Annotated in this window: 15 protein-coding genes and 2 tRNA genes; 6 read left to right on the forward strand and 11 right to left on the reverse strand. The window is 39.9% G+C overall.

Going from position 1 to position 17,465, the window contains the following annotated elements; translation table 11 throughout:
• Nucleotides 1-10 precede the first annotated feature (10 nt).
• The 4 genes from ADS77_RS13085 (at nt 11) to ADS77_RS13100 (ending at nt 3,782) form a co-directional block, all read left to right on the forward strand.
• On the forward strand, nt 11-1,195 hold the full coding sequence (locus ADS77_RS13085; protein WP_054454820.1) for an NAD(P)/FAD-dependent oxidoreductase: 1,185 nt from the start codon (nt 11-13) through the stop codon (nt 1,193-1,195).
• A gap of 354 nt (nt 1,196-1,549) precedes the next feature.
• Nucleotides 1,550-2,740 carry an RNA ligase RtcB family protein gene (locus tag ADS77_RS13090; RefSeq protein ID WP_054454821.1) on the forward strand — a complete coding sequence of 397 codons (1,191 nt, stop codon included), beginning with the start codon at nt 1,550-1,552 and terminating at the stop codon, nt 2,738-2,740.
• Nucleotides 2,737-3,438 carry a peptide chain release factor H gene (gene prfH, locus ADS77_RS22885; RefSeq protein ID WP_054454823.1) on the forward strand — a complete coding sequence of 234 codons (702 nt, stop codon included), beginning with the start codon at nt 2,737-2,739 and terminating at the stop codon, nt 3,436-3,438. The genes ADS77_RS13090 and prfH overlap by 4 nt, the downstream gene beginning before the upstream one ends.
• Complete coding sequence (locus ADS77_RS13100) at nt 3,438-3,782, forward strand: low molecular weight protein tyrosine phosphatase family protein (RefSeq protein ID WP_200909648.1); 345 nt, start codon at nt 3,438-3,440, stop codon at nt 3,780-3,782. Before prfH ends, ADS77_RS13100 begins: the two co-directional genes overlap by 1 nt.
• Nucleotides 3,783-3,836: 54 nt before the next feature.
• Here ADS77_RS13100 and ADS77_RS13105 read toward each other — a convergent pair whose 3' ends face one another.
• The 7 genes from ADS77_RS13105 to ADS77_RS13140 all read right to left on the reverse strand — a co-directional run bounded on the left by ADS77_RS13105 (nt 3,837) and on the right by ADS77_RS13140 (nt 10,850).
• Nucleotides 3,837-4,847, reverse strand: a complete 1,011-nt coding sequence (locus tag ADS77_RS13105) for a hypothetical protein (RefSeq protein WP_054454825.1) — start codon at nt 4,845-4,847, stop codon at nt 3,837-3,839.
• 35 nt (nt 4,848-4,882) lie between these two features.
• On the reverse strand, nt 4,883-5,710 hold the full coding sequence (locus ADS77_RS13110) for a nucleotidyltransferase domain-containing protein (RefSeq protein WP_054454826.1): 828 nt from the start codon (nt 5,708-5,710) through the stop codon (nt 4,883-4,885).
• Nucleotides 5,697-6,974 carry a multifunctional CCA addition/repair protein gene (locus ADS77_RS13115; RefSeq protein WP_054454850.1) on the reverse strand — a complete coding sequence of 426 codons (1,278 nt, stop codon included), beginning with the start codon at nt 6,972-6,974 and terminating at the stop codon, nt 5,697-5,699. Before ADS77_RS13115 ends, ADS77_RS13110 begins: the two co-directional genes overlap by 14 nt.
• Nucleotides 6,975-7,012: 38 nt before the next feature.
• Nucleotides 7,013-8,062, reverse strand: a complete 1,050-nt coding sequence (gene rtcA / locus ADS77_RS13120; RefSeq protein ID WP_054454829.1) for an RNA 3'-terminal phosphate cyclase — start codon at nt 8,060-8,062, stop codon at nt 7,013-7,015.
• Between the two features lie 10 nt (nt 8,063-8,072).
• Complete coding sequence (locus tag ADS77_RS13125; protein ID WP_054454831.1) at nt 8,073-9,296, reverse strand: RtcB family protein; 1,224 nt, start codon at nt 9,294-9,296, stop codon at nt 8,073-8,075.
• A 55-nt stretch (nt 9,297-9,351) separates the two neighbouring features.
• Nucleotides 9,352-10,521, reverse strand: coding sequence for a slipin family protein (locus ADS77_RS13130; RefSeq protein WP_054454833.1), 1,170 nt, complete (start codon nt 10,519-10,521; stop codon nt 9,352-9,354).
• A 259-nt stretch (nt 10,522-10,780) separates the two neighbouring features.
• Nucleotides 10,781-10,850: transfer RNA gene (locus ADS77_RS13140), tRNA-Leu, on the reverse strand.
• Nucleotides 10,851-11,103: 253 nt separating this feature from the next.
• On the opposite strand from ADS77_RS13140, the gene rtcR reads away from it, so the two are divergent.
• Together rtcR and ADS77_RS13150 are read left to right on the forward strand one after the other, a co-directional pair.
• On the forward strand, nt 11,104-12,708 hold the full coding sequence (gene rtcR / locus ADS77_RS13145; protein WP_054454835.1) for an RNA repair transcriptional activator RtcR: 1,605 nt from the start codon (nt 11,104-11,106) through the stop codon (nt 12,706-12,708).
• Between the two features lie 278 nt (nt 12,709-12,986).
• Nucleotides 12,987-13,063, forward strand: a tRNA-Ile gene (locus ADS77_RS13150).
• Between the two features lie 48 nt (nt 13,064-13,111).
• On the opposite strand, the gene ADS77_RS13155 is transcribed toward ADS77_RS13150, so the two are convergent.
• The 4 genes from ADS77_RS13155 to ADS77_RS13170 form a co-directional block, all read right to left on the reverse strand.
• A complete protein-coding gene (locus ADS77_RS13155) occupies nt 13,112-13,534 on the reverse strand; it encodes a hypothetical protein (RefSeq protein ID WP_152960623.1) in 423 nt (140 codons plus the stop codon).
• 133 nt (nt 13,535-13,667) lie between these two features.
• The gene (arsJ, locus tag ADS77_RS13160) at nt 13,668-14,894 is read right to left on the reverse strand and encodes an organoarsenical effux MFS transporter ArsJ (protein WP_054454837.1); all 1,227 of its coding nucleotides are present in this window, start codon (nt 14,892-14,894) and stop codon (nt 13,668-13,670) included.
• A gap of 5 nt (nt 14,895-14,899) precedes the next feature.
• Nucleotides 14,900-15,910: an ArsJ-associated glyceraldehyde-3-phosphate dehydrogenase gene (locus tag ADS77_RS13165; RefSeq protein WP_054204808.1), complete on the reverse strand. Its 1,011-nt coding sequence runs from the start codon at nt 15,908-15,910 to the stop codon at nt 14,900-14,902.
• A gap of 68 nt (nt 15,911-15,978) precedes the next feature.
• Nucleotides 15,979-16,866 (reverse strand): metalloregulator ArsR/SmtB family transcription factor, encoded by an 888-nt coding sequence (locus ADS77_RS13170; RefSeq protein ID WP_235575780.1) that lies wholly within the window; start codon nt 16,864-16,866, stop codon nt 15,979-15,981.
• Between the last annotated feature and the right edge of the window lie 599 nt (nt 16,867-17,465).

Here is a 17,465-nt window from a genome sequence, read left to right on the forward strand (position 1 = left end):
AGATTAACAAATGACCCAAGTAGATGTAATTGTAATAGGCGCCGGTGCCGCAGGATTGATGTGTGCAGCACAAGCAGGTTACCGTGGCCGCAGTGTTACAGTACTTGATATGGGTAAAAAGCCCGGTCGTAAAATTCTCATTAGTGGTGGCGGGCGTTGTAACTTTACTAACGAAAACGCCAGCCCAGAAAACTACCTATGTGGTAACCCGCATTTTGTAAAATCGTGTTTAAGTCGTTATACCCAGCATGACTTTATTGAGCTGGTAGACCGTCACGGTTTAGCGTATCACCATAAAACCCTAGGCCAGTTATTTTGTGATAACAGCGCCCAAGACATTGTTAATATTTTATTGACCGAGTGCGAGTGGGCGGGTGTTAATGTTGCGTTGCGTAACGAAGTGCTGAACGTAGAAAAAACGGATAGCGGCTATCTCGTGATCACCGAGCAACAATCATATACGTGTGAATCGCTAGTGGTCGCCGCTGGTGGCTTAACCATGCCAAAGCTAGGTGCAACGCCAGTAGGGTATAAAATTGCTGAGCAGTTTGGCTTAAATATTTTACCAACCATGGCAGCGTTAGTGCCATTTACGTTGCATCAACATGACAAAGATCGCTTTGAAGGGCTCTCAGGTATCAGTATTCCTTGTGTTGTGAGTAGTGAAGACGGCACTCGCTTTAAAGAAAATATCCTGTTTACTCACCGTGGTTTATCAGGCCCTGCTATTTTACAAATTAGCTCGTTTTGGCGTGCAGGGCAGGCGGTCACAATTAACTTATTACCAGAGCTTGATTTAAAAGAGCAATTAGCAACATGGCGAGAAACCCAAGCACAAAAATCATTAAAAAACAGCCTCGCGACTATTTTACCAAAGCGCTTTATTGAAATATTACATGAGAGTAAAGCGATCCCAGATTGTAACGTAAACCAGCTCACCCACAGCCAAATTGACGAGCTAGCTAATTACATTCATAACTGGCAAATTAAACCCAACGGCACCGAAGGCTACCGCACCGCCGAAGTGACCCTAGGCGGCGTAGACACCGACGAACTCAGCTCAAAAACCTTCGAAGCTAAAAAAGCCCAAGGCCTTTATTTTATAGGCGAAGTCACCGACGTAACAGGTTGGCTAGGCGGTTATAACTTCCAATACGCATGGAGCTGCGGCTTCGCAGCAGGGCAGTATTGTTAGGTTTAACACTATGTAATACAGCACATAAAGCAAACATAAAATAAATTTATGTTTGCTTTACACTTAAAAACTGATTACCATGCGCTCGTTCAATTATTCAGCACTAATCCTAAGTGTTGGGTTCATCAACTAACTGTGAAGGAGAAAATACTATGACATTTACATCAACATCCTTTGCAGGTCTTATCCGATAAGAAACCGGTTACTTAGCTACGTATTTATATATTAAGTACATTTAGGTAAACATTGCGTTTAAACGCGTTCCTTTCGTTTGATTTCAAAATAGATCCAGACCTGCCAATTCGAATTTCGTTTTAATCCTATTTTTCTAATAAAGAAAAAGGAATTGGTATTATGGGCAAATCCGTCCAAAAAATTTCTGAACATGTGAGCCTTATTGCGTCTAAAAATACGTGGATTGAAGGGCTGGCAATACAGCAACTGATCAAAACATCAGAGCTAAATGGTATGCAACGCGTTGCGGGCATGCCTGATTTACACCCCGGGAGAGGTTATCCTATCGGGGCTGCATTTTTTACAACAAACAAAATTTACCCTGCGCTGGTTGGTAACGATATAGGCTGTGGCATGTCACTGTGGCAAACGTCAGCAAAAGTATCGAAAGTAAATTTAGATAAACTCGCCAAAAAATTTGAACATGTTGAGTTGCCACTTGATGACAGTTGGCTTGCGATTATTCAAAGCCGAAAAGCGGCAAAAAACATAACTGTTAATGGTCATGATCGTACTTTAGGCACCATTGGTGGCGGTAATCACTTTGCTGAATTTCAGGCGATTGATGAAATTTACAATCAAGCCGCTTTAGATGAGTTAGGGTTGAATAAAAAACATCTTCAGCTTCTTGTTCATTCGGGCTCTAGAGGGCTGGGGCAATCAATATTGGTGGATCATATTGCAAAATATAATCACGATGGGCTATGTGAAAGCGATCTAGGTTTCAACGATTACATGAATAAACATGATGAAGCCGTGCGCTTTGCAGAGCTGAATCGTGAGTTGATAGCAATGCGGTTTTTAGAAGCAATACGCGCCAATGGTGAGTGTAGCTTGGACATTAACCACAATTTAGTCTCGCCTAAAAACATTGATGGCTGTGATGGTTGGTTACATAGAAAAGGCGCAACACCAAGTGATAAAGGCTATGTGGTTATTCCGGGCTCTCGGGGGGATTATAGTTACCTTGTAAAACCTATATTAGCAGAGCTAAACGATGATAACTCAGCCATGCTTGAAAACATCAACACCAGTTTATTTTCATTAGCGCATGGTGCCGGGCGAAAGTGGCAGCGTGGTGAATGTCATGGCCGATTGGGTCATAAATATAAGCGTGAAGACTTATACCGAACAGCGTTAGGTAGCCGCGTAGTGTGTGGTAATAAAGAGCTGTTATACGACGAAGCACCCCAAGCATATAAAAAGTGCGAAACGGTGATCAGCGATATGGTCGATGCAGGGTTAATTGAAGTTGTGGCTAAGTTAAGCCCGATACTAACCTTTAAAACAAATGGAGATTGTTCATCATGATATTACTACAACTATCTGCTGGGCAAGGCCCTGTCGAGTGTTGCAAAGCTGTTGGTTTGGCGCTGAAAACGATTGAAAAACAATGTCGAGAAAAGGGCATCAAGCTAGATATTGTTGAAACCGTTGCGACTAAAGAACAGGACTGTTTTAAATCGGTACTATTACAAGTTGGTTCAGGGCAACTCGATTCAACAACAGCTTATTCAAAAAAATCTTATTCAGAAAAGGAAAGCCAAGTTAAGCAATTGGCTCAGTTATGGCAAGGCGCTATGTTGTGGGTATGCCAAAGTGAGTATCGGCCTAAGCATAAACGTAAAAACTGGTTTTTTAGCGGCCAAGTGTACGTTATTGATGAAAGTAAGCTTGATAACAGTGTGACTTTTCAAACCTGCCGCGCGTCGGGTGCTGGTGGTCAGCATGTTAATACCACCGACTCAGCAGTTCGAGCCACGCATACAGAAACAGGAATTTCAGTGCGCGTTGAGAGTGAACGAAGTCAACATGCCAATAAGCGATTGGCAAGAGCCTTATTGTTTCAAAAGCTCGAAGCAACAAAATTGGACACAATGACGCAACAAGAAAAAGCACGTTGGCAACAACACTGGGAGGTAGAGCGCGGTAACCCAGTAAAAATATTTAACGGTAAAAAGTTTATTTTAAGCCAAGAGCGCTCAGTTAATAAGGGGGGACTTATTTAATGAAGGAACATAAAGTCATAAAATTGCTATTTATTTGTAGCCGTAACCAATGGCGAAGCCCAACGGGCGAGCAAGTATGGAAAAATCATCCCGCGTTAGCTGTTAAGTCTGCGGGTACAAGCCCTAATGCTAATAGAACGGTAAATGCTAAAACTATTCAATGGGCTGATGTGATTTTCGTCATGCAAGAAAAACATAAAAGCCGCTTAAAGGCACAGTTTACTCGACTGTTAGATTACAAAGATATTCATGTATTAGATATTCCTGACGAATACCAATACATGGATAACGCATTAGTCGAAATTATGAAGCAGTCAGTGGGCAGCTATTTAAGGTTAACTTAAAGAATATTGATAGATATACGAAAGCGACCCTAAATTACAAGGGCGCTTTTTATTTTAGAATAATGTGGAGCCTGCAATTTTCCGGAGTGCAAATTTACCGCGTTCAGCAACGGGAGCAGCGTGATCCAATGATAGTTGTTCAGCAAGTTGTATTGATTCATCGCCTAAACTATCTAATTCTCTAATTAACACTTCAGCAGCTACGCGCCTCACGATTGAAGAGCGATCGCTGGCTGCGGATTTAAGCAGCGGAACAAGTGGTACTTGAATTGTCAAATACCGCTGTGCAATAACTGGCATTTCACGACCTTTGCAATATCGAATATCTGTCCATTGCCATTCTCTACCATTAAACCAAGATACTTCTTTGTTAAATAAGCACTTGTAAACCTTGGCACGAAGTGACGGTTGAATAGCATTGTGGGCGATGTCTACAAGGAAATGATCTATCGCACTCTTACGGGCAATTTGTGAAAATATTAAAGCTAACGGGCCTGTTGGTGATGCTATTAAATTTAATTTAAGCTTATCTAAAATAGAGGGGGTTGTGATTACTTCTAATAATATGCTTTTGCTTTTATCATCAATTCTTTTCCATGATGACCAGTGACTTAGGGTAAAGTAAATGACATCTGCAACATCGTTTTTATCAGTGTTTTCAATGATTTTGCTAAGTACTTCGCTAGCTGCTTGTCTTACTTGAGGTACCCAGTCGTTAAGCCTTCGACATACTAATGCTAAAACAAATCTATTTTGTGCACCGCCCTCTATACTGCGAAGTGCTTGTTCTCTTTTATGGCCATCCCAACTGCACAAATCAATCCATGTTGTTTTCGATGGAGTATTAGACCAAAAATTCCATATGTTTTTTGGCTGCGAAGAAAGAGCTTTTTCATATTCATCACGAATAAATCTTTCCCAGTAATCTAGATTACCCAATTGCCATTGTGATGTTACAAGAGAAACTGGGCATAGAGGGGGCCTCTTTTGAGGTGAATTAAATAATTTGACTAACTTTATTATTGCGAGGGAAAGCTCTTCCTCTAACTCATTTTTTTTGTTCACTTTTATATCCTTATTTCCTAAGTAAAAGCAATGGCTTACTTATCCACACTTCTGCTTAAAATATCAACAAAAAGTTGGTTTAATTCTTCAAAATCAACAGATCTTTTTTCAAATTTTGATGTGTAGTTTTCGTGTCTGGCTAGTTCTGATTCAATGAACTCATTAATTACAGGCACGCTTTTAATATACTCCTTTTCTAAACTGACGCGTTTTGATGCTAAAAGCGCTGATATTGCATTATTAAGCGTTGTATCGTCGGCTATTAATTTACGTAAAGTATCGAATTCGATGGGTGCTGGCTCGTTATATTTTTCAAGCCAGATAATTGCAAGCAAAGGCCTTAAAACATAAAAGTATTTTTTCAGAGGTACTTGCTCTTTTTTAAGGTATTCGCGGAAATTGCCTTTAGCCATGTGTAAATAGTGATAAATCCCTCGTGTTGATGATGCGATAAGCGGCATCAATTCGCGCGCTTTTGTTGCAAAATGGTCGTCATCTACATAAACAATGGGTGATTGTAGCCACTCAATAAACGCGGGGTTAGATTTATAAAATAACTTTAAGGCTTTACGAATATCCCAGCCGTTTATATCGATTTCATCGACGATTGGGTATTCAATCACATCGCGTTTATCTTCAAGGTTTACTGCTAAATACCAGTCTGTTGGGTGAGCGTAAATAAATCGCACGTCGTAATCGCTGTTAGGGGATGCGAATCCCCACGCTCGGCTGCCTGATTCTATCGCGTAAAGTACCTTAACATCATGCTCTAGTTCTGCGGCTTTTATTCTGCGCATTATTTCGGCATGAATATCTTTGTCGATGTGTTTATGTACCGTATTCTCTTTTTTAGTTATTCTCATGGTTTGGTTCTTTATTTTCATTATTCTTAAATTCAGTTAGGTAGTCACGTAAACAGTTTATTTCCGCTTCGCGCATCGCGGTGCCAATATGTGGGCCGCTTTTACCTTGTGAAATAGCACGTTGTACTATGGCTTTTTTATCGAATTGATTTAGTGCGTTTAATAGCGACTGTGCAAATTGTAATTGCGGATAGTCTTTATTTACAAAAGTCTCACCTCTGCCTTGTGCATCACACAAACAAGCTTGAAGAAACTGTAAAAAACGGTGTGGATGGACTATTGCATTCATTTTTTCAACAATGAGTTTGTGTACTTTTTTAGGTGTTAGCTCAAATAACGTGTGACAGCGGGTGTGGTTATCACTTGTTAAAACTGCCAGCGTTTTGAATTTATTAGGTACTTTTAAGCGTTCGCAAAATTCATTAATTATTTTAATGCCTATTTGCTCATGGCCGCGTAAATTCCCATACTGCTGATAGCAATAGGCTTTACCAAAGTCGTGGGTGAGGGCAGCAAAGCGTGTTTCAACATCAAACCCTAAGTCAGCAGCTCGCTTTAGTACCAGCATAGTATGAATGTAAACATCACCTTCAGGGTGGTACTTTTCAGGTTGAGGGATGCCTTGCATAGATTCGATTTCAGGAAATAGCGCTAAGCCATTAAGCGCTTGAAAAAATAACTGGGGGTGTTTCTCGCTCAATGCCTTTTCGGTTTCATTCCATACACGTTCGGGCACTAAATGCGCAAGTTCGCCGCTTGCTTTAAGTTGCTTTATAAGTGCTTGAGTGTCTGGGTGGATTGACCATTGCTCACCAAAACGGGCAAGAAAACGCGCAATGCGCAATACGCGCACGGGGTCCTCTGCAAAGGCGTCGGTGGTGTGCCTGAGTATTTTATTTTTTAAATCAGTTTGGCCATTAAAAGGGTCGATAATGCTGCCTTTAGCATCCATTGCCATTGAATTGATGGTTAAATCGCGGCGGGCTAAATCTTCTTCTAACGTTACGGATGTGCTGGCATCCACTGTAAAGCCGCAATAACCTTTGCCGCTTTTTCGCTCGGTGCGGGCTAGGGCGTATTCGTCTTTAGTTTTTGGGTGCAAAAAAACGGGAAAATCACTGCCAACAGGCTGATAACCTAATGCGATTAAAGTGGCAGGTGTTTCGCCTACTACAACATAGTCTTTGTCTTTTGATTGCCGGCCAAGTAATGAGTCTCGCACTGCGCCGCCCACTAAGTAAACTTTGTTTAATTTATTATTCATTACCTTACCGTTGTATTTATTATCCGAATTTAGGTCGTTTAAGTCTTTTGTAATAGCGAAACATGCCACAGGGACTCTGTTAGTTGCTTTAACTTTATCTCCTTTCCTAATATATGTTTAATAACATTTATATTGGTTAGTGTATGTAGGCTTGGTTTCGTTGTTGTAAAACTGCCGCTGCCCGCCAATGCAATAGGAAGTAACAGTTGATCGGCTAAATGTTCTTCAACGGCGGCCTGGGATTGAATAAATGTATTTACTCTTCCTGCTGCGCGTTTTGCTACATTTTGGGCTGATAATCCTTTTTCACCCGTCACTTCAAACACAGTACGATGCGTTTCACTATCAATACCTAATTGAAAGCTGTTACCCGGTCCTGGGGTGATCACGTTTTGCACATGGCTTGGTGCATCTTGCCAATTGAGTACTTTTTTAGCCGTGTTTATTTCGCGCTGCCCTATGCTTGAGGGGAGTGAACTTACTAGTGCCGTTAGTGAGCAGTTACTGATGTTTTTAGCAAGGTCAGAACCGGCATCAGTTAATTGAATGGGCGTAAAATTAGTTGCTGGTTGAATGCTAATTTGCCATTTTCCGCCGCCCGCAGGGTAAAATCCAAGTGCTGTTGTTTTAACGTGGCAGTTAATGCCCATACGTTTGAGTATGGGTAAAAATGACTGCTCTAAAAAACTCAAAGAAGGTGACATGCCGTTATGTGTGCCCCCTTCAAACGTCACGGTTGAGCTGCTTTGCGCCAGTGCCAACACGGGTAAAATAGTCTGGCATACTAGTACCGTGCTGCCTGCACTCCCAATAGCAAAATGAAAGTTACCTGCTTTTATTTTGCCCGGCGAAAAGCGAATATGCGTTGAACTAAGTTCAACGCCTTCTACGCTGGCATCGCATATTTCTTGTGCGGCCAAAACAGATGTAAGGTGTTGGCGTAATAAGCCTGTTTTGTTTCTGCCGGCTCTAATATTGCAAAGCTCAATATTTTGCTGGGTTAGAATCGAGAGCGTGAGGGCAGTTCTTAATACTTGGCCGCCGCCTTCACCTTGTGAGCCATCTATTTTTATAAATTGTGTGGTCATATAATTATCTTCACCCTTTTACACAAACAATTTGTTTTAAGGTATATACCACCTCAACCAAGTCTTTTTGTGCTTCCATTACTTTTTCAATATCTTTATAGGCATAAGGAATTTCATCAATGACTGATGCATCTTTTCTGCACTCTACACCTTGTGTGGCGGCTATTTGATCTTCAACGTTGTACACCTTTTTGGCTTTTGTTCTAGACATAATACGCCCAGCACCATGGCTGCAGCTGTTAAAGCTTTCAGGGTTACCTAAGCCTCTAACAATAAAAGAGCGTGCGCCCATATTGCCAGGAATAATGCCCATTTCGCCTTTTTCTGCTCTTACGGCGCCTTTGCGTGTTACAAAACAGTCTTTACCAAAGTGATGCTCACGCGAAATATAATTATGGTGGCAATTAACCGCGAGCTCATGGGTTGAGAACACAACAGGTATTTGTTTACGTAATGCGGCTATGGCATTAAACATCATAATTTCACGGTTTTTGGCAGCAAAATCTTGCGCCCACTCAACGGCTTCAACGTAGTCATCAAAAAAGTCACTGCCTTCTTCAAGGTAGGCTAAGTCCATATCGGGTAAGTTAATTTGATGACGTTGCATTTCTTTTTTAGCTAACTCAATAAAATACGTACCAATGCGGTTACCTACGCCACGGCTGCCAGAGTGGAGCATGATCCATACGGCATCATGTTCATCTAAACACAGCTCTAAAAAGTGATTACCCGTACCCATAGTGCCTAAATGGTTAACGTTGTTGCTCTTTTTAATTGCAGGGTGTTTTTCACAAATATGTTCAAACCGTGCTTGTAGCTTTTGCCATTCACCCGCAACTATATCGGGAATGTTATGCCATGCACCTCTGTCAGCTTTGCTTCTATTGCTGGTTCTACCATGGGGAACTGCAGACTCAAAAGCATGCCTAATCGCCAGTAAATTATCAGGTAGTTGGCTTGCGGTTAAGGTGGTTTTAGTGGCCACCATACCACAGCCAATATCAACACCAACTGCTGCTGGAATAACCGCATTAACAGAGGGGATAACACTGCCAATGGTTGCGCCTTTACCTAAATGTACGTCTGGCATTACGGCAATATGCGAGTGTACTAAGGGCATACGTGCAATATTGTTGAGTTGCTGTTGGGCTTGCTCTTCAAATGGCACACCTTTGGTCCACGCTTTAATTGGTACGCTGCCTTGGTTTTCGATAACGTTATAATTTTTACACATTTGTTTTTCCTTGATTCTTTTTATTGTTGTTTTTATTGAGAATAGCGCTAGCTGGTTAGGCTATTTTTACTACACCATTCATTAACCCTTCTAAACCGCCATACACGGTTAGGTTGTTTATTCGCTCAGCTACTTTTTCTAACGCTTCCAGTTCTTTTAAGCGCATTAGTGTTGGGTTGTTTTCAATCACCTTGGCCGTGTTGTGCAAGCTTCTGGTGGCTGATGTTTCTTCGCGTCTTTTTATGACATTGGCCTCAGCTGCTTTTTGCGCTTCAACCACTTGGTTTAGTATTGTTTTCATCTCGCCTGGCAAAATAATGTCTTTTACACCAACGTTCGCAAGGGTGATGCCAATGTCTGTTAAAGACTGTGCAACTAGCTCTTTTACTGTTTCATTTATGTACAATTTATCCAACAGGATATCATCGAGCGATTTTGTGCCAACGGCTTCACGTAATGCTAACTGCAAAGCTTTGTAGACAAAGTCATTCACGTTATCAACGCTTCGCGCTGCAAGCTGAGCGTCATGTACTTTAATGTTGGCACTTAAATTAATGCGCAAGCTTACGCGGTCTTTACTTAGGATCTCTTGCCCTGAGATCTCGAGTAACTGCGTTCTGCAATCAAACGTTTTTAATTCAATCTCGTGGTTAAATTGCCAAAAACCATAATGACCAGGTGTGAGTTGTTTTAATAGTTGGCCATCTACATACAGTAAACCAACGTGTTCTTTTGCTACGTGTAAATCAGCAATTGGTTTAATCGCAACGGTACGCTCACTTTTAATTAAACGTGACGCTATGTTTGCACCAGCTCGGTTAATTAAAAAAAGCACTTTATCGTCTAAGGTTATCTCTTCATCGATTGATATTTTCTCTAGGCGAATATCACCGGCATCTTGCCATAGGTATAATTGCTCGCTGGGTGCCACTATGCCTTCAAGTAAATCGTTAATGTACAGCAAGCCCACTTCGGTGTTATTTAACTTGCAGTGGAAAATATGCTCGCTTAATTGCGGACTATTTCGGTATAGCCTTTCGGCATTTTGCTCTGAAAAATAAAGGGCGTTTATATCAAAATAATCAAATGATAATTCATTCTTAAAATCCCAAAACGTATGTTTGCCAGCTGTGAGCACATTGATGAGCTGTTGATTTTTGTACACTAGCACTCTTTGGTTTTCAGTGATTTCTACTATTTTTTTAAATAATTTTTTGCTTAACATTTTAAATTCCTTATTGTTTTTACTCCCCTTAAGTTAAGGGGTTAGCAAGGGTTAAATACTTTTTTGATAAAAGCTCAAAACGAGATTGCGATGGGGAGCATCCGGCTTGCCAAGGCTTATTCGTGTTAGGCGTTTATCAAGCAGTGGTACTAACTACTTACTAACGTATTTATATTTATATTTATGTTTAGGGTGGGACTTGAACCCACAACAAGCGGCATAACCGCTGCTCTACCAGTTGAGCTACCTTTAAAGGGTATTATTAAGGAAGGATTCGAACCTTCGCACACGGCACTGAGCCGTTGCTCTACCTCTGAGCTACTTTAATAGTTGTTTGATTAGGAATACGCGGCAACAGTGTTGAGCGCACCAGAGTGACTTTTTGAATCACATCCAATTAATCAGACTCCTATGTAATTACAAGTCACGTGCCAAGTGCATTTTAATGTTTGTTTTTATTTTTAAGTTGTTGTTTTAATGAATTTAAATTATTTTCATCACCGTTTTTGATTATTAAGCTTGATTGGTTTTTTGTTGTTATGTATTGTTTTTAGATATTAAGGTTATCTATATGGATATAAAGTGAAAGACACCGTTGTCGTTAGTTTAATTGGTACACAGTTAGATTATGTAGGTAAAAGATCTGATAGATGGGCCAAGTGGCGGCCCAACGTAAGTTTGTGCAGTCAAGATGATCTAATCGTTAACCAGCTGCATATGCTGCATGATAATCACAGTCACCGCCTTGCTAATAATGTTGCAGTGGATATTGAGTCTATCTCGCCTGAGACGAATGTTAAGTTGCATCAACTTAATTTTAGTGATCCTTGGGATTTTGAAGAAGTGTATGCAAAGCTGTTTGATTGGTGCCAGCACTATACTTTTGATACAGATAAAAATGATTACTTATTTCATATCACAACAGGTACGCATGTTGTGCAAATATGCAGCTACTTGCTTACAGAAAGCCGCCATTTCCCAGGGCGTTTGATTCAAACATCACCGGATCACAATAACAATAATAAATCGATAGGACGTATACAGGTCATCGATCTGGATTTATCCAAGTATGATCAATTAGCAACTCGGTTTGATGTAGAGCATCAGCAAGGTAAAGAGTTTTTAAAAGGCGGGATAGAAACTAAAAACGTCTTTTTTAATCAGCTGATCACGCAAATAGAAAAAGTAGCAATTCGCTCGCACGACCCAATGCTTTTAACCGGGCCGACTGGGGCGGGTAAAAGCCAGCTGGCAACCCGTATATTTCAACTAAAGAAAAAACGTTCTATGTTAAAAGGCACGTTGGTATCAGTAAATTGCGCCACGTTAAAAGGTGAAAATGCGATGGCTGCGCTCTTTGGCCACACAAAAGGGGCATTCACTGGCGCGCAACAAGCAAGAGATGGCTTTTTACTGACAGCCCATGACGGCGTGTTATTTTTAGACGAAATAGGTGAGCTCGGTTTAGAAGAACAGGCAATGTTACTCCATGCAATTGAAAATAAAACTTTTCATCCTGTTGGCAGTGATACACCCATACAAAGTAATTTTCAATTAATTGCAGGTACAAATCGTAATTTGAAGCAAGAGATAGCCAAAGGCCATTTTAGAGCTGATTTATTTGCCCGTATTAATTTGTGGACATACGAGTTACCGGCACTTAAAGATCGAAAAGAAGATATTCCTGCAAATATCGATTACGAAGTCGATCTCTATGCTAAAAAAATGGGGCGCCGTGTACAATTTAACAAAGAAGCTAAAAGTACCTTCATTAATTTTGCCACATCAAACGAGGCTCTATGGACTGGCAACTTTCGCGATTTGAGCTCTGCAATTACAAGGTTGTGTACTTTGGCGGATTCTTCTCGGATCACGGTGGAAGATGTTAACGATGAAATAAAGCGCTTAAAGCAAGCGTGGTATCCTTACAATCAGCAATCATCCTCGAATGTACTTTTACACTATCTCGAAAAAACTCAGGTCGATATATTAGATGATTTTGATATTAATCAGCTTGGCTATGTGCTTACTATTTGCCAGCAGCACAATAGTATGGCCTCTGCGGGGAGGGAGTTATTTAACGTAAGCCGCACGCTTAAGTCTCAAATAAACGATTCAAGTAGGTTACAAAAGTATTTGAGTAAATTTGGTTTAAAATGGAGTGATATCTCTTCTAAATCAAAGTAACGGTAGTTTAAAGCTATGTAATTTACCCCGATGCTTAATTATTATTTAGCTTAACCAAGGTCAAAAGATAGATTAAGCATTACTAGTTGCGGTTTTAATGTGCAATTAAGTGTTTTGCGATTACTATTTAAGCAGTTGGCTTATTCATTGTTAAAATAAAGGTTTTTGCTAGTGACAAGGCGGTAAAAACTTTTTATACTGCAACCCGCTTTAACCGCTCTTGTGGTTAAACGCTTCAAAATTTAGCGTTAGTTAACTAACATATGCTAATACAAAATGGCCCCTTAGCTCAGTTGGTTAGAGCACACGACTCATAATCGTTAGGTCCCCAGTTCGAGTCTGGGAGGGGCCACCACTTTTAAAGACTTCCAATAAAAATAATTAACAACTCTAAATGCTGTCATTAGGCGCGATGGTTAAACAATAAACCTGAGCTAGTATTCCCTGCTGATGAAAATAAATTCCCCATCAATGTTGATACGTTCTTTTTAACACTTATCTGTATTGAAATAAGCTCGCTGTCTAATTCTTGTTGTAACTCTGCAAGTTTAGTTTGTTGCTCAGTTTTAGACAGGCTTTTGTCAGTTTCAAGGCTCTGCATTTTATTTTGTAGATCTTTAATATTTTTAATCATTTGTTGTTGTGCGGTTTCCGCTGTTTCGTCACTGTCAGTTTTATTTTGAGTTGCTTCATCATCAATGTTTTTAGCCGTTTTAGTCGAAGTTGTTTGTTCTTCCGTGTTATTTGCTTGCTGGGTGTTTGCTTGTGATTGTTTTAAATAATTTGGATCTGTGAGCAGTGATGAGGGTGTTGTTGTTAAGTTCATTGTGCGTCCCGTGCGGCTAAAAATTGACATGTTTTTTATAGTCAAAAGTTAATGCATTAACCGTTCCATATTTAGGGATAGTAGTTGAGGGCGTTCCTGTATCGTGAAAAATACAATACAGGAATAAACTAAATTATGGTGAGGGTACTTCGGCCGTTTGTGGTAATGCTAAAGAAAGTAAGGCGGCTAACGCAATAAACGCGCTTGAGATCCATAAACACGCTTCAAGCCCATATTGCTGATATACCCAACCAGATAAAACAGTGCCTATTAATCTTCCCATGGCATTGGCCATATAGTAAAAGCCCACATCAAGTGACACGCCATCACTATCAGCAAGGCTGACAATTAAATAGCTGTGTAATGATGAGTTAATAGCAAACACGGCACCAAATATCAGTAAGCCGATAATAATTGCTGCTTGTATATAAAAATCATAATGCAGCGCTAAGGCTATCAGTGCAGGAATGATGGTTAAGTAGCTAGCCCATAAAAATGCACTACGGCCATTGGGTACTTGCCCTGACTTTTTACCAGTAAAAGCAGGTGCAAATGATTGCACTATGCCATAACCAATTACCCAGCTTGCCATAAAGCCGCCAACCCACCAGTGATCCCAGCCAAATGTTGCAGCCAAGAATACTGGCAGCGCCACTACAAACCAGACATCTCTGGCGCCGAATAAAAATAACCGCGCCGCGGAGAGTACATTAATCGCTTTGCTCTTTGAAAATAACTCACTAAATTTAGCTTTGTTTTTAGCTTTGCCTAAGTCTTCTTTTAACGCGAATAAGCTAAATAGCCATACTGCTGTAAGCATGCAAATCATGGCAAGTATTGCACCATGAAATTCAAGTAGGGTAAGTAGTAAACCACCTAAAAAGAAACCCACTCCTTTTAGGGTGTTTTTTGAGCCGGTAAGTAATGCTACCCATTTGTATAGTTGGCTTTGTTCATCACTGGGAACGAGTAATTTAATAGCACTTTTTGCACTCATTTTATTGAGATCTTTTGCGATCCCAGAAAGTGCTTGTGCTGCCATTACATATAAAATACTTAGCATAGATGTTGGGGCTAATAACATTGCCAAGGCAACAATTTGCAATGCAAGACCAATGTTCATGGTTCTATTTAAACCAAAGCGAGCGCCTAACCAACCGCCGACAAGGTTTGTAATTACGCCAAAGATCTCATAAAACAAAAATAGCATAGCAATACTTAATGGATCATAACCTAATTGATGAAAATACAGCACGATCAACATACGCAGTGCACCATCAGTCAGGGTGAATGCCCAATAATTGCCTGTAATCACCAAATATTGTTTTATTTGCGGTGATAATGACGTAATTAGCCCCATGTTGGTTATTCCTTATCTGCCAAGCCAACTTTTAAAACGAGCTCTGCCGTGCGGTTTGCATAGCCCCATTCATTGTCATACCAGACGTAGAGTTTTACTTGTGTATTGTTAATGACCATGGTCGATAAGGCATCAATAATGCTTGAGCGAGGATCTGTTTTATAATCAACAGAGACTAACGGGCGCTCTTCATAACCCATGATATTTTTAAGTTCATTTTCAGAGGCTTGTTTTAGCAAGCTGTTAACCTCTTCAACCGTGGTATCGCGGTTAAGTTCAAATACACAATCAGTAATTGATGCATTTGTTAAAGGTACACGAATTGCGTGGCCGTTTAATTTGCCTTGTAACTCCGGAAATATATGAGTGATAGCCGTTGCTGAACCTGTTGTTGTAGGGATCAAACTAGTGCCACATGAACGCGCACGACGTAAATCTTTATGCGGCGCATCTATAATAGTTTGTGTGTTAGTTATGTCATGAATCGTAGTGATTGATCCATGTTTAATACCTATTTGCTCTTGGAGCACTTTAACAACAGGTGCGATACAATTAGTTGTACACGATGCCGCAGTAACAATTGGGTAAGTGTCTTTATTATAAAGGTGGTCGTTTACCCCCATTACAACATTTAAAATACCATTTTCTTTTACTGGTGCGGTTACTACAACGCGTTTTACACCTTGATCAAGATAGGCTTGTAATAAGGCTTTGGTTTTAATTTTACCTGAGGCTTCAATAACAACATCACAGTTAGACCAGTCAGTGTCTTGAGTTTTGGTATTTTGTGTAAAGCCAATAGCTTTACCATTAATAACTATTGTATTGTCAGTATGCTCTGCTTCGTGGTGCCATTTACCGTGGACAGAATCAAACGTCATTAAATGCGCAAATGTTTCAGCATTACCTGCGGGGTCGTTAATATGAACAATTTCAATATCGGCCCAATCATACGCTGCGCGCATTGTTAAACGTCCCATACGGCCAAAACCGTTAATACCCACTTTTATAGCCATTGTTAAATCCTTACTTGGTTGTGTATGTGTTTAAGTTTAATTTTAAATGAAACTCTTATTAATAGTCGTTAGCGGCAAAAGCTGACTTTATCTGGGCGGTCATGCATTACAGCTAATCTTTTTAAGTCGTCAGTTATTAAAGCAATGTTACTTTCAGTCGTTTGGTTAATGATTGCTTTAGCCCAATCAGGTAAAAACGGGTTGATTTGATAAAATACCCATTGGCCATTCTTTCTATCAGTGATTATGTTTGCTTTCTTTAGTACAGCTAAATTACGGGATACCTTAGGTTGGCTTTGTTCATTTAGCGCTATCATTAATTCACATACACATAGTTCGCCATGGTAATTGGCAAGCATAAGTGTTTTTAAGCGTGTCTCATCCGTTAGGCATTTATAAAAAACAATGGGATCAAAATGCACTGGCTGCGCTTGTTCATTTATAAAAGTATTTTTGGTGAGTTCATCGTGTGTGGTTTGCTCGGTATTGTTTATTACCTTAAGAAACATAATTAAACGATTATTCAATTCATTAATAGTCATTAAAAATGGGTTTAAGCCTGAGCGTGTTTTGGGATCTGGAAGATCCCATGCAAGTTGATTTACTGCATATGGATAAGCACGACATTCTTGATTAGCTTGATCGCATAACGTAATAACGTAATCAAATTGCCTACTTTCAAAATACGTAATACTTTTTGCGAGTAGTGATGATGTTGGAATAGCAAATGTCTCTAAAGCCAAAAGCGTTCGTGGGTCGATAATGCTTGGTGTAGTACCCGCACTATATACTTCAAACCGCTCATTTGCTTTATGGCGTAGTAGAGCCTCAGCAATTTGTGAACGTGCTGAGTTTTCAGTACATATAAACAGCACGGTTATTTTTGGTTTACAACTGTTAGGCATAAAGAGTGTATCAATCAGGTGTTTTTCAATATTGTATATATGAAATTTCATATATACAAATGGTTTTGCTGTTTTTTTGTCCGATGTAGTAACTTGTTCAAGTGCACCTTGCTCTAATTACTAAATACTGGCTTAGTTTAGATGTGTTTTCGAACGTTTCGTTTGATATTTGCTCGAACAGTACTTTATTTCAAGTTTTCTTTAAAAAACGCTTGCGTAAAATCAGCCGCGCCCTATAATGCGACCCCACTGAGACGGCAGACAGCAACGCTTGGCGGGGCAAGAGTTAATCAGTGAGTCGAGTAAAACTTGAGTTTGAATTTTTATAAAGTTTAAATTTAAGTGTTGACAAAAAAAGTGGAAAGCGTAACATGCGCAGCCCTAGCGAGATAAAGCAAAGCGCTTTAATCGCAACGTTCTTTAACAATATAAAGCAATCATCTGTGTGGGCACTCGTACAGATTGAGTTCTAACAGCCGAACTTAACTTTCTTTTTAGATAGGTAAGCAAGGCAAAAAATTTAGAGTCTCAATGTGATTTCTCGAAAGAGAAACTGAGTGACCAACAGAATAGTTATTTTTAATAATTATTCGGCACAGTCAATTCAATATCGAAAGATATTAAATAAATTCAGAATTCATTGAGCAGGT

The organism is Pseudoalteromonas porphyrae (genome assembly GCF_001298125.1).
Taxonomy (GTDB): Bacteria; Pseudomonadota; Gammaproteobacteria; order Enterobacterales; family Alteromonadaceae; genus Pseudoalteromonas; species Pseudoalteromonas neustonica.